Source organism: Glaciecola petra (assembly GCF_031846345.1).
Lineage (GTDB): Bacteria > Pseudomonadota > Gammaproteobacteria > Enterobacterales > Alteromonadaceae > Glaciecola > Glaciecola petra.
Genome location: NZ_JAVRHX010000001.1, coordinates 521,281 through 535,038 on the forward strand (window position 1 = coordinate 521,281; position 13,758 = coordinate 535,038).

A 13,758-nucleotide genomic window follows, 5' to 3' on the forward strand; every position below is an offset into this window, starting at 1 on the left:
AACAATACAATGGTTTATTAAACTCTATGAAACAAGTACTTCAAAACATATCGAATGGCGAAACTATATTGGCGGACATTCCGCGTCCGCTTAGCAAAAAAGGTAATGTTCTAGTTAGAACAACTAGCTCGCTTGTTTCAGTCGGTACTGAGAGAATGTTGGTTGATTTTGGAAAAGCAGGATGGATCGAAAAAGCAAGATCACAGCCGGATAAAGTAAAAATGGTTTTGGACAAAGTCAGAACCGATGGCCTTGCGCCAACTGTGGAAGCTATACGTTCAAAGTTAGAGCAACCTTTGCCATTAGGATATTGCAATGTAGGCTTAGTTGAAGAAGGTTCAGATACTGGATTTAGCAAAGGGCAAAGAGTTGTATCGAACGGGAATCACGCCGAAATTGTGAGAGTTCCCAAAAACTTAGTGGCTAAAATCCCAGATGATGTTGATGATGAGTCCGCTTCTTTTGTAGTAATAGGCGCAATCGCTTTGCAGGGGATTAGATTAATAAAGCCTACACTTGGTGAGTGCGTAGTAGTAACTGGTCTGGGCTTAATAGGACTTATGGCAGTTCAATTGTTAAAGGCAAATGGCTGCAGAGTCATGGGCATAGATTTTGATTCGAAGAAATGTGAGTTAGCATCTAAGTTTGGTGCTGAAACCGTAGACTTGTCAAAGGGAGAGGATGCGTTAGCAAAAGCGAAGAATTTTTCAAGAAATAAAGGTGTAGATGCAGTTCTTATTACCGCGAGTGCAAAGGATAATTCAATCGTTCATCAAGCAGCTGAGATGTCTCGGAAGCGCGGAAGAATTGTACTAGTCGGTGTTGTTGGCTTGGAATTAAGCAGAGCAGATTTTTATGAAAAAGAATTAAGCTTTCAAGTCTCTTGTTCATATGGACCAGGGAGATACGACAAGAACTTTGAGGAGAATGGAAATGACTATCCTTTGCCTTTTGTAAGGTGGACAGAAACAAGAAACTTTGAAGCAATCCTGGATTTAATGTCATCAGGCATATTGGACGTTAAGGCATTAATAACCCATAGGTTTGTGTTCAATGATGCGGTAAACGCGTACGCCGTTTTAAATGATAAGAGTGCGCTAGGCATACTGCTGCAATACGCTGATGACGATTCAAACAATAAAATGTCGCAAACGATCACCTTAACCAATAATGCGCAACAAACGGGTGATGCTTCGTGTATTTTTTTAGGGGCAGGGAATTATTCATCTAGAGTACTTATGCCAGCATTTAAGTCAGCAGGGGCTACTCTTCATACTGTTGTAACTAGTTCGGGAATTAATTCTTATCATCATGGTTTAAAAAATCAGTTTAAATTAGCGAGCACTGATTTTGCTGAATCGCTTCTAACTGAGGCCGATACTGTTGTCATCGGAACTCAGCATAATTTGCATGCAGAACAATGCTTGACTGCAATTAAAGCAAATAAACACGTGTTTGTTGAAAAGCCTTTAGCGTTATCTATAGAAGAGGTTGAGACTATTGAAGAAGCAATAAAAACGTCGAAGATTGGCACAAAACTTATGGTAGGATTTAATCGCCGGTTTTCTCCTCATATCCAAAAGATAAAGAGTCTATTAAGTGTTAAACCAATGCCAAAGACTTTTATTTTCACCATGAATGCAGGCGCAATTCCAAAAGAGCACTGGACGCAAGATAGAGAGTTAGGTGGAGGGAGGATTATAGGTGAAGCATGCCACTATATAGATTTGATGAGACACTTAACTGATTCTCCCATAAAAAAATTTAGCGCAATTCGTATGGGAGATTCAGATTCGGTTGATATTTGTGAAGATAAAGCAATCATTAGCCTTGTGTTTGAAGATGGCTCTATCGGTTCGATACATTATTTCGCAAATGGCGGCAAATCATTTCCAAAAGAGAGAATTGAAATATTCTGTGATGAAGGGGTACTTCAATTAGACAATTTTAAAAAATTGTCAGGGTTTAACTGGGATGGATTTTCCTCTTTTAAAACTAGAAGTCAAAACAAGGGACAAAGTGAATGTATTTCTGCATTCGTAGATACTGTCAAAAATAGTAAAGAAGCGCCGATTCCGTTAGAAGAAATCTTTGAAGTTGCAAAAGTATCTATCGAAATTGCTGATTCTCTCAGGTAACGAATAGTAGTTGTAATTTAGTTCAACTGCATTAAATGACTTTATTCACTTTGTATTTAAAAAATTGAAAATAAAACAACTTATTCTGTATTTCAATACTGTAAAGTATATGAAAATAAAGCAAATATTTTATAGAATTATAAAGAAACTCAAAAAAGTAAAGACTTCTAAATACACCTCCGAGATTGCAATTAAAGACGGTGGATGGGAAACCATAGCGCTGGGAAAACAGAGAATATACTCCAATAAACTTTGTAAATTCTTAAATGTTGAATCGAATACTGATTTGGTGGAAGTATGGAATAATGCTAATTTTGAAAAATTATGGTTATACAATCTACATTATTTCGATGACCTAAATGCAGAAGGAGCCGGCAGCAGGCAACTAATCCACGACTATTGGTTGAAGTCTTGGATTAACGATAATCCAACTGGCGTTGGTAATGGATGGGAACCATACCCTCTTTCTTTAAGGATAGTAAATTGGATAAAATATGGGTTGTCGTTTGAGTCACATAACCAAATGCACATAAAAAGCTTAGGGATACAGGCTGATTATTTAGCGAATGATTTAGAGTATCACCTATTAGGGAATCACTTATTTGTTAATGCAAAAGCCCTTGTTTTCGCAGGCTTGTATTTACAACATCCAAAAAGTGAAAAATGGTTGAATTTAGGAACAAAAATTCTATTAAAAGAGCTTGATGAACAAATTTTTGAAGAAGGTGCTAACTTTGAACTTACGCCAATGTATCACGCGATTATTCTTACAGACCTGCTTGATTTGAAGAACTTATCAAATGCATACAAGAACCGTTTTCCATTAAAACTAGCCGAAAAAATAAGTGCAAAGATTCCAAAGATGCTAAGGTTTTTGTATGACATTTCACATATGGACGACCGAATTAGTTTCTTCAACGACTCAGCATTTGGAATAGCTCCAGAAAACAGTTCAATATATGACTATGCTAAAAGTATGGGCTTCAAATTGGAAATAGATTCGTTTGTAAATAAAGGTTTAATAGATTATGAGCAGTCTGGTTTCATAATCTATAAAACAGATCATATATCGCTGATATGTGATTTGAATGAAGTTGGTCCAAGTTATATACCGGGTCACGCACATGCAGATACATTATCGTTCGAACTATGTATTTCAAAACAACGTTTTTTTGTTAACTCTGGTACATCAGAGTATGGGTTAAGTAAAGAAAGACTAAGACAACGTGGGACAGCTGCGCACAATACCGTTGCAATTGACAAGAGCAATTCTACTGAAATATGGAGTGGATTTAGAGTCGCTAGAAGGGCAGAAATAGTCCAAAGAAAAATAAGTGAAGATAAGAAAAGTTTTTTTGGGATTCATAATGGCTATCAGAAACAGGGGATAGACTGTCTGCACAAAAGAAATTGGGATGTCACAGAAAACGATATAACAATTACAGATAGCTTAGTCGGTAATCCAGTTCATATAGAAGCTTATTTCCATCTTCATCCTGATATAAAAATAGAAAATATTTCAAAGAGGAAACTATTGTTAACTGCACATGGCATTTCTTGTTTGTTTGAGGCTATAAATGCAGAAATTGAGATTAAAAATTCTACATGGCATCCTGAATTCGGTGTTTCGATAAATTCAAAGTGTATTTGTTTAAACCCATCCGCAACTAAATTTGTAAGTAAAATAAAATGGAATCCTGAAGATGCATATTCTATTTCTCACTGATAATTTCCCTCCCGAGGGCAACGCTCCAGCAACAAGAACTTTTGAGCATGCAAAATATTGGATTACTTTAGGGCACCAAGTAACGATTATCACAGGGGCACCAAATTTTCCTGAAGGCAGAGTTTTTGATGGTTATGAAAATAACTGGTATTCGAAGGAATTTATCGAAGGGATCGAAGTTAGAAGAGTAAAAACATTTGTTACATCAAATGAAGGCTTTTTGAAAAGGATATTAGATTTTCTTTCTTTTATGGTGTCTTCTTTTTTTGCTGGATTATTTGTTAAAAAGCCAGATGTTATTGTTGGAACGTCGCCTCAGTTTTTTACGATAATTTCAGGTTATTTTTTAGCAAAGATTAAGAGAAGACCTTTTGTGTTTGAGTTAAGGGATATATGGCCTGCATCGATAACCGCTGTGGGTGCTATGAAAGATTCTTTGATAATTAAAGTCTTAGAAAAAATTGAGATGTTTCTATACAAACATTCTAGTCGAATAGTGGCTGTCACTGAGTCTTTTAAGAATGAGTTGATCGAAAGAGGCGTAAATGAACAAAAAATAGGCGTGGTTTTGAACGGTGTCGATCTTTCTACGTATAAACCTGTCGATTCAAAAAATATAGAGTTAGAGACCAAATATGCGTTAACAAATAAATTTATTATTGGCTATGTAGGTACACATGGGCTTGCACATGCATTAGATAGTATTCTTGATGCGGCAAAGTTGATTGCGTCAAATGATGAAGTTAGGTTCTTGTTTGTTGGCGGAGGGGCAGCCAAAAAAACTATTGATGATAGAATAAATTCTGAAGGTTTAAACAATGTTATTTCAATTGCTCGTCAACCTAAGTCATCGATGCCAGAGTTCTGGAGTTTGTGTGACTTGTCTTTAATTAGTTTAAAGGATACTGATTTATTTAAAACAGTTATCCCTTCAAAGATCTTTGAGAGTATGGGTATGGGCATACCATTGTTGGTTAGTATGCCAAAAGGAGAGGCTACTCAAATTGTTGAGAGCACACATTCTGGAGTAATTGTAAAAGCTGAACAGCCTTTAGAATTAGTTAAAGCTATTGAACGCATCTATTCAGATCATTCTATAATTGAGCGTATGTCAGAAAATGCAAAGAAGGCATCAAAAACCTATAATAGGGAAAGTTTAGCTAGTGCATTTATAGATGAACTAGAAATCGCGATCGAAGAATATCTTCGTTAGATAATTTTAGTTATTGTATGAAATATACTTAGTTTTCATGGTGTTTTTGAAGTTGCTTTTACTACCTAAGCTCTGGTCCGCAAAAACAAAAAATGTCAGTAAAAGCGATTGCCGACAACTAAGCCAAAATGACTATTTAGAAACCCTATGAGGCCAATTGATTAGTAGTGCTACAGAATACGAAATAAAACAAATTAAAAACCCACCAAACATAATAAATTCTGGAACCTCTAATATTTCTCCTAATATTCCTATTGTCGCAAATATACTCGCTACAGAGCATATGAGAATTAAGGTCTGCGAATCGCTGTAGCCAAGTCTTTGACAGATATGATGAAGATGATCTCTATCCGGTTTAAATGGTGAGCGGCCTCGTTTTATTCGACGATACATAATTGCCATCATGTCCATTAATGGTAGTGCGATTAACCATAAGCAGGTGACAGGTCTAACGATCAACTCTTTGGAGTCTTGGCTACTTATCAGTAGCAACCAAATAACAGTAAAACCAATTAGCATACTGCCAGCATCTCCCATAAATACTCTGCGTTGACGGCCAAATGCCCCCAAATTTAATAGCACATAAGGAATCAACGAAACTACTAGGATTATACAAAGGTATGCAAGATCCAACTCGTTTCCTATCATAAATACAATCGAGATAGACAAAAATGTAACGATAGACAGACCGCCAAGTAATCCATCTATCCCATCTACCATATTAAAAGCGTTTATTGCCCCTAGCACAGCGAATATTGTTATAAACGGTCCTAGTACTCCTAGTTTAATCTCGCCAAAACCAAATATGTCGCCGATTGTAGTTAATTCAATGCCAGTAAAATAAATCATTGAACAAGTTAGTAGTGTTTGTACGACTAGGCGAATTTTAAAACTAATGTCGTATTTGTCGTCTAATGCACCGACAATTGTTAATATACTTATGAGTACAAGAAAAAGTGAACTATGTGGTAAAACTTCAGGATTAGAATAAAGAAACTGCGCTACAGTAATAAAAACAGCTATGCCACCAACAAGAGGCACCACGCCTTCGTGACGCTTACGTAAGGTAGGCTCATCAACTAGCCCCACTACTTTTGCTACTTTTCTGAGCAAAAAAAGTGATGCGAACGAGAAAAAGAACACGAAAAATAGCTCTATCATTAGATTCAATCCTTGAGTCAACGAAATGTGTGTTATATCCAAAATATTTAATTACCCAATCTAAACAAATATTTCACTTAACAATTAGTAAAATAGGACTTCATTTGGAAAAAATACAACAACAAAATGCCTATTACCAAATCCCTTACGAGGATCATAGCATAAGAAACTATTGTTAACACAAGAAATAATACATAGTTTAATGTGTCAAATTATAAATTGGTGTTTTGGATTTACGTTGATGATATACCACTCAAATAAATCTTAACATAAGTGATGTAATAGCTTAGGCTATCAAATTTATGGTATATTCTGGCCCAATAAAATTTGTATTCAATAAATTAGTTAAGTTCTTTTAGTAAGACTGTCATGAAAATTGCTTAGTATTTACGACATAATTTAATAACACATTTAAAAACATCCAAAGTATAGGAAACACTCAATGAAAGTAACCGTTTTTGGCATAGGCTATGTAGGTCTGGTTCAAGCCGCCGTTTTGGCAGAGGTCGGGCATGACGTGGTTTGTATCGACGTAGATCAAAATAAAGTTGATAACCTCAAAAAAGGAATCATCCCTATATACGAGCCTGGCCTAACGCCTCTAGTTAATTCAAATTATGAGGCTGGAAGAGTCAAATTTACGACGGATGCTGCTTCAGGTGTTGAGCATGGCGATGTTATTTTTATTGCTGTTGGTACACCGCCAGACGAAGACGGCTCCGCTGATTTAAAATATGTGTTGGCAGTTGCATCAACCATTGCTGAAAATATGCAGGCGCATAAAATTATTATTAATAAGTCGACTGTACCAGTGGGTACTGCCGATAAAGTTACCGCTAAAGTAAATGAAGTTCAAAAGGGCTTAAATAAAGACGTTACTTTTGATGTGGTGTCAAATCCTGAGTTTTTGAAGGAAGGTGCGGCTGTTGCCGATTGTATGCGTCCAGACCGAATAATATTGGGCACAAAAAGTGAGCACTCAGAAAAAAAATTACGCGAACTTTATTCGCCCTTTAATCGAAATCACGACAAAATAATCGTGATGGATGTGCGCAGTGCAGAGTTAACCAAATATGCGGCTAACTGCATGTTGGCAACCAAAATTAGCTTCATGAACGAAATGTCGAACTTGGCTGAACAGTTTGGTGCTGATATTGAAAATGTTAGAAAAGGCATTGGTAGCGACCAAAGAATTGGCTATCAATTTATCTATCCTGGTTGTGGATACGGCGGCTCTTGTTTCCCTAAAGATGTGCAAGCGCTCATCCGTAGTGCAGGTGCGGTCAATTATGATGCAAAAGTCCTACAAGCCGTTGAAGCCGTTAACTATCGCCAAAAAGAAAAATTATTCGATTATATTATGCGCCATTATAACAACGAGATTAATGGTAAAACGATTGCACTTTGGGGCTTGTCGTTTAAACCTAATACCGACGATATGCGTGAAGCGTCGTCGCGGGTATTGATGGAAAAGTTATGGGAGCAGGGCGCTAGGGTACAGGCCTTCGACCCAGAAGCAATGGAAGAAACTCAGCGTATTTATGGGAGCAGACCAGACCTAACACTTATGGGAACCAAAGAAGCGACCTTGAGTAATGCAGATTGTTTGGTGATTTGTACTGAATGGCAGGCCTTCAGAGCGCCCGATTTTGACCTCATTAAATCGAGTGTTAAAGACGATGTTATTTTTGATGGAAGAAATTTATTTGAGCCTGACAACATTTCGGAATACGGTTTGCATTACTATGGCATAGGGCGCGGAAAATCTATTTCGCCAGTGATCTAAGTTCGTTAATACAACATCGTTAATTTAAGAAAAGGGAGACTTTAATGAGTCAGGTGAAAAAGGCGGTAATACCAGTAGCAGGATTGGGTACAAGAATGCTACCAGCGACAAAAGCTATTCCAAAGGAAATGTTGCCAGTTGTCGACAAACCGCTTATTCAATACGTAGTAAATGAGTGTGTACAAGCTGGGTTAAAAGAAATTATTTTGGTAACTCATGCGAGTAAAAATAGTATCGAAAACCATTTCGATACCTCATTTGAGCTCGAAGCAACCCTCGAAAAACGGGTAAAGCGACAGTTGCTAGAAGCGGTGCAACAAATCTGTCCTAAAGACGTCACTATTATGCATGTGCGTCAAGGTGTTGCTAACGGTTTGGGTCACGCTATCATGTGCGCGTTACCATTAGTAGGTGAAAATCCATTTGCGGTTGTATTACCTGATGTAATTATTGATGATATATCGAGCAATCCTAAAAAAGACAATTTGGCTGACATGGTGGCTAAGTTTAATACAAGCCGCGTAAGTCAGGTAATGGTAGAACAAGTGCCACAAGAAGATGTACCAAAGTTTGGTATAGTCGATCTGGAAGGTAAGTCACTTGAGCCGGGTGAATCTGCCAAAATACATAAAATGGTCGAGAAACCTGCACTTGAAGATGCGCCTTCTGACTTAGCAGTTGTTGGACGTTACGTATTGTCGGAAAAAATATGGGATCTATTAGGTATCACCCTACCTGGTGCGGGTGGTGAAGTGCAATTAACTGATGCCATCGACACGCTTATGGAGCATGAGCAAGTAGATGCTTATTACATGAAGGGCAAGAGCCATGATTGTGGTAGTAAGTTAGGCTATATGATGGCCAATGTATCATATGCGATGCGTCATCCAGAACTTGGTGAAGAGTTTACCGCTTACATGAAAGAAGCGATTAAAGACGCCTAAAAGTAGTTAAGACGCCTATTTTATCAAACATAGAAAGCCTCTTTTTGTAAAGAGGCTTTTTTGTTTTACACAGATATTTTATCTGTTAATTTGGCCAACATTTTTGGCCCAATGCCTTTTACGTTGACCAATTCGTCGATACTATTGAATTCGCCGTTTAGTTCTCGATATGCCACAATTGCTTGTGCTTTTTTCGCACCAATACCCGGCAACATACCGAGTTCTTCCGCATTGGCAGTGTTAATGTTAAGTGTGGCGCTCTCTGCTAAAAATGCGGTGTTTGCATATTGATTAGCACTATTGTGCATGTTTAGGCTATTAACCGTGCCGGCAAAAGCTTGCTGAGAGTAATAACCAGTAGCAGCAATAATTGCAATCATCAGAAGCATTAGATGTTGAATTTTCATGAGTAGTTTTCCTTATATTAGAGGTGTTATTTGTTGAATAACGTAAATTGTATTAATCAATCCCAAATGAAAGTAAACGCCTCTCAAAGCCTTTACTTCAAATTCGGAAAGCACATGCTAGCGCTTAAAATAAGTCTTGTGCACTTGGCTCTTGGTCTAGGATTTGTTCAGGTGAGCGTGGGAAATTGAGTATATGAAACACTATTTTTCAGAATTAGAGCATCAACTCGTTTATCAATTTAACTCTCATGCAGACGCGAATCGTTTTGTGAATGAACTCAAACATTGGTCACTACATGAAGTAAAAGCAAAGCTGCATAGAGCCTCGAACAACGTAATTGTGAAATATTCGTTTGATGGAAAAGGTTTCGATTATACATCGTCAGATTTAGACGATTTAGCCGCACGTTATGGCGGGCATGAAGACAGTTTATAAGGCCAAAGATCTTTAACATAGGCATCATGAACATAGGCATCTTAAACTAGACGCTAGATGAGCAACAAAGCTCAGATGGCATAATATCAACGACAATAAAAATTTGTTACTTTTTCACTTTATAGCAAGGTGTATACGGGCTGCCATTCAGCTTCATGCGGCCTTGATCTACGAATGACTGCAGCATTGTATCCATTCTTTCCATTAAAGCTGCATCTCCACTTAGTTCGTAAGGGCCGTGTTGTTTGATTTCTCGAATACCTTCTGCTTTAACGTTACCTGCTACTATGCCAGAAAAACATTTACGTAAATTAGCTACAAGAGTAGAAATAGGCTGGTCAAGGCTCAAGTCTAAGGCCGACATATTTGCATGCGTTGGGGCAAATGTATGTTGAAAATCGGTTGGGATGTGCAAAGTCCAATTAAAGTTAAACGAATCACCCATTTGTTTGCGGTAATTGAGTACATCTTCTCGCGCGTCCATAAGAGTATTAGCAACTTTAGCCGCATCACCCGTGATAATTTGATATTTCTCTTGGGCAGCTTTGCCTAAAGTTGCACCAATAAAGTCATCAATCGCTTCAAAATACGCTTTCCGATCAGCAGGGCCGGTTAAGATGAGTGGAATGCACTGGTTAGCGTTTTTTTCGTCCAATAATAGGCCAAGTAAATAAAGCAATTCTTCAGCCGTGCCCACACCACCCGGGAAGATAATAATGCCATGCGACAAGCGAACAAACGCTTCTAGCCGTTTTTCTATGTCGGGCATAATAACTAACTCATTATTAATCGCGTTAGGAGGCTCTGCGGCAATGATACTTGGTTCAGTTATGCCTAAGTACCGGCCCGTTCTAATACGTTGCTTAGCATGCCCTATGGTAGCGCCTTTCATTGGCCCTTTCATGGCACCAGGGCCACATCCAGTGCAAATATTAAAGTTACGCAAGCCCAAATGGTAGCCCACTTCTTTGGTATATTGATATTCTTCAGGCACAATCGAATGGCCACCCCAGCATACAATCATGTTGGCAGGTTCACCATTACCAATCGCTTCAGCATGACGTAGCATGTCAAAAACAACATGGGTTGTCATATTGCATTGAGTAGGGTTATTGATGGTTTCACTTACCGCATTGAGCTGAAAATTATGTTTGCTACTCATAAATAGCATGTCACGCAAAACAGCAAATATGTGCTCGTGTACACCGGTGATAAGTTTTCCGTTGATAAATGCAGATTCAGGCGGGTTGATAAGCTCTATTTTGACACCTCGCTCACGTCTTATGAGTTTGACTTCAAAGTCTTTGAATTGGTCGAACAAGGCTTCTGCATCATCTTGTTCAATACCCGAATTTAACACCGCTAGACAGCAATTTCTGAAAGTTTTATAAAGATCCGCTGTAGCCGATTTTTCTAGTAAATGCATTTCTAACTGAGACAATTGTGACATCCAGCCAACGGGATTGAGTTGAATCTTATGTGTCATGTGTGTATTCCTATTTGTCGGTCGTATCGCGCGTGAAGTTGTTTTCACGTTTTATTTACCGGATTCGCTAACGCGATTTATCTACAGGTAATATTTCGACCATTTTGCTTTGCGCTATACAGGAGTTTATCGGCGGCTTCGAAAGCTTGCTGAGTATTATTGTATGCAAGCATATCTACCACCCCAATACTGACGGTTACTGTTACTCTGTTACCCTTAAATTTAAAAGGAAGCGCACCAATAGCAATGCGCAATTTTTCTAATTTGTCAAAACTGCTAGTTAAATCGTCATCAAACAAAATAGCCACAAACTCTTCTCCACCCCAGCGAGCAACAAAATCGTCTCCATGAAGATGTTTCTGTATATGGTTTGACATTACCTGCAGGGTTTTATCACCAACAGAATGACCATATTTATCATTAATGTTTTTAAAGTGGTCAATATCCAGAATGGCTAAAAATACCTTTCCTTTTTCTTTCTTTTGCTTTTCATATTCAATTTTTATACGCTCTTCATAAGCCATACGATTAGGAAGTTTAGTTAAACTATCTGTCATTGCATTAGCACGCTGCTGCACGAGTTTTTGTTTATATTTTTCAGCTTTTTCTTCTAGAGCTTCAAGTCGTTTTTGCATGGTTTGAAGCAAGGCAATCATTTTTTCTTGTTCGCTTCTTTCCTCTTGCTCACCTAGTTGAATTGAGTCTTGTAATTTATTCAGGTATTCAGATGTTTGCCGTTTTAAGTCAGCAAGTTCATTCGTCCCTGATACTGTCGATTCCATTGCGATGATTTGTTTTTTCATCGCTTGATTACGCTTTACTTGTTGATCTAAACGACTCTTAGAACGATTAATTGTCGATTTAATACCATGGTTAATTTTAGTTAAGGACTGATGAATTTCATTTATGAGTTTGCTCGCGGCAGAAGTCTCTGTCATCAAATCTTTTATTATAAAACGGATCATCGTCAAGCAACATTCGAGCAATTCTTTATGACCAAGACCTTCATTCAACTTTTGTTGAATTTCAATAATGGCGCTATCGTTTCCCATCGCTCTATCTTGCTTATGAAATGGCGCAATCAATGCTTTCAATTCTTGAGTGATTTTATCGTGTAAGTCTTTTTGAGCTAATTTTTCTGCTTGGTCATTTGCGACTACATTGTTACTCAGTGCCTTTTTCACAAGCGATAATGCAAGCTCAAATTGTTTAATGGGCGCCGATACCTTGTCTGATTCGTTGGGCACTAAATTTTTGATAAAAGACTTTATTTCTGATTTCACGGTGCTATCAACAGCGTCAATTTCTGAAATTTGCCGCAGAGAGCTTTGAATTTGATTTAACGTATCTGCGTTTTTACGTTGTATAAATTTACTTTCTTGCTTTAGCTGTGCATTGAGTCCAGTCGAAATTTCACTCGCTTTGGCATAATCTGGTTTTCCTGACAGTAACTTTTTAATTTGCTGGAATTCATCATCAATTGCAGGGCTTGCGCCGTAAAAAAAGTCGGCTAAGCCAGCGATAAATAATGACAATTTATCGAGTTGCTGGCGAGCGATCATCAGTTGCTGTTTGGGTGTTTTTTCACTCATGTTGGCTAACTTTTTTACCTTGGGTTAAATCAAATTTTCAATAACGACCTTATTGACGAGCTAGTCGTATATCGCTATAGGTGGCTTCGAAATTAGACCTAAATGGATTGATATCTAAACCACCGCGCCGCGTATATCTTGCATAAACACTTAATTTTTCAGGTTTACAATACTCTTGTATGTCCATAAAAATTCTTTCTACACATTGCTCGTGAAATTCGTTATGTTGCCTGAAAGAAATGATATATTTTAGCAAGCTTGACCTATCAATTTGTTTACCTGAGTAACGAATTAATATACTTCCCCAGTCAGGCTGATTAGTAATTAAGCAATTAGATTTCAACAAATGACTGACTAGCGTCTCACTGACTTCTTTTTCACTTGTTTGCAATTGTGACGGTTCTAGCGAGTATTCATCCATCGTAATATCTAATGTGTCTAATAAGTCACCTTTTAAATCACTAATCACTTGTTGGTCAAAGTCTTCTGCCATCATCAGTTTAATAGCAACCTTGTTCCCTGCGCATTCACTCAGGTCTTTTTCTAACACTGTGCTTACTGTATCGGCGCATTTAAATTTACTTTGATTAAAACTGTTCAAATACAATTTAAACGACTTCGATTCAATTAAGTTTGGTGAATCGATAGGTACCCAACAACGCAAAATAGCAACAACTGGCTTGCCTTTGAGGTTTAACCAAGATACTTCATAAGCATTCCATATATCACTCCCAGTAAACGGCAAAGGAGTAGACAAGCCGATTTGTTCGCGGCTCAGTCGTCTTGGTACGCCCTGTAATAAAGACGCATCGTATTGATCAGTATAAGATGTTGCTTTGCCTAAACTTAAATTTTCCACTTATCTTGAT

General features: G+C 37.8%; 11 protein-coding genes. 6 read left to right on the forward strand and 5 right to left on the reverse strand.

Annotated elements, in window-relative coordinates:
- Positions 1-26: 26 nt before the first annotated feature.
- The 3 genes from RM552_RS02300 (at position 27) to RM552_RS02310 (ending at position 5,077) form a co-directional block, all read left to right on the forward strand.
- Positions 27-2,138, forward strand: a complete 2,112-nt coding sequence (locus RM552_RS02300; protein WP_311367177.1) for a bi-domain-containing oxidoreductase — start codon at positions 27-29, stop codon at positions 2,136-2,138.
- 109 nt (positions 2,139-2,247) lie between these two features.
- Positions 2,248-3,864: a heparinase II/III family protein gene (locus RM552_RS02305; RefSeq protein ID WP_311367178.1), complete on the forward strand. Its 1,617-nt coding sequence runs from the start codon at positions 2,248-2,250 to the stop codon at positions 3,862-3,864.
- Positions 3,842-5,077 (forward strand): glycosyltransferase family 4 protein, encoded by a 1,236-nt coding sequence (locus RM552_RS02310; RefSeq protein ID WP_311367179.1) that lies wholly within the window; start codon positions 3,842-3,844, stop codon positions 5,075-5,077. The genes RM552_RS02305 and RM552_RS02310 overlap by 23 nt, the downstream gene beginning before the upstream one ends.
- 132 nt (positions 5,078-5,209) lie before the next feature.
- Here the strand turns inward: RM552_RS02310 and wecA are convergent, their stop codons facing one another.
- Positions 5,210-6,238, reverse strand: a complete 1,029-nt coding sequence (gene wecA / locus RM552_RS02315; protein ID WP_311367180.1) for a UDP-N-acetylglucosamine--undecaprenyl-phosphate N-acetylglucosaminephosphotransferase — start codon at positions 6,236-6,238, stop codon at positions 5,210-5,212.
- Positions 6,239-6,680: 442 nt separating this feature from the next.
- On the opposite strand from wecA, the gene RM552_RS02320 reads away from it, so the two are divergent.
- Positions 6,681-8,024, forward strand: coding sequence for a UDP-glucose dehydrogenase family protein (locus RM552_RS02320; protein ID WP_311367181.1), 1,344 nt, complete (start codon positions 6,681-6,683; stop codon positions 8,022-8,024).
- Between the two features lie 44 nt (positions 8,025-8,068).
- Entirely contained in the window at positions 8,069-8,968 is a 900-nt protein-coding gene (gene galU, locus RM552_RS02325; RefSeq protein ID WP_311367182.1) for a UTP--glucose-1-phosphate uridylyltransferase GalU, read from the forward strand.
- Between the two features lie 65 nt (positions 8,969-9,033).
- Here the strand turns inward: galU and RM552_RS02330 are convergent, their stop codons facing one another.
- The gene (locus RM552_RS02330; RefSeq protein WP_432277188.1) at positions 9,034-9,276 is read right to left on the reverse strand and encodes a ComEA family DNA-binding protein; all 243 of its coding nucleotides are present in this window, start codon (positions 9,274-9,276) and stop codon (positions 9,034-9,036) included.
- Between the two features lie 292 nt (positions 9,277-9,568).
- On the opposite strand from RM552_RS02330, the gene RM552_RS02335 reads away from it, so the two are divergent.
- The gene (locus RM552_RS02335) at positions 9,569-9,811 is read left to right on the forward strand and encodes a hypothetical protein (RefSeq protein WP_311367184.1); all 243 of its coding nucleotides are present in this window, start codon (positions 9,569-9,571) and stop codon (positions 9,809-9,811) included.
- Between the two features lie 106 nt (positions 9,812-9,917).
- Here the strand turns inward: RM552_RS02335 and ppnN are convergent, their stop codons facing one another.
- The 3 genes from ppnN to queF form a co-directional block, all read right to left on the reverse strand.
- Positions 9,918-11,297: a nucleotide 5'-monophosphate nucleosidase PpnN gene (gene ppnN / locus RM552_RS02340; RefSeq protein ID WP_311367185.1), complete on the reverse strand. Its 1,380-nt coding sequence runs from the start codon at positions 11,295-11,297 to the stop codon at positions 9,918-9,920.
- 77 nt (positions 11,298-11,374) lie between these two features.
- Positions 11,375-12,889 (reverse strand): diguanylate cyclase, encoded by a 1,515-nt coding sequence (locus RM552_RS02345; protein ID WP_311367186.1) that lies wholly within the window; start codon positions 12,887-12,889, stop codon positions 11,375-11,377.
- 49 nt (positions 12,890-12,938) lie between these two features.
- Positions 12,939-13,748 (reverse strand): NADPH-dependent 7-cyano-7-deazaguanine reductase QueF, encoded by an 810-nt coding sequence (gene queF / locus RM552_RS02350; RefSeq protein ID WP_311367187.1) that lies wholly within the window; start codon positions 13,746-13,748, stop codon positions 12,939-12,941.
- Positions 13,749-13,758: the final 10 nt, after the last annotated feature.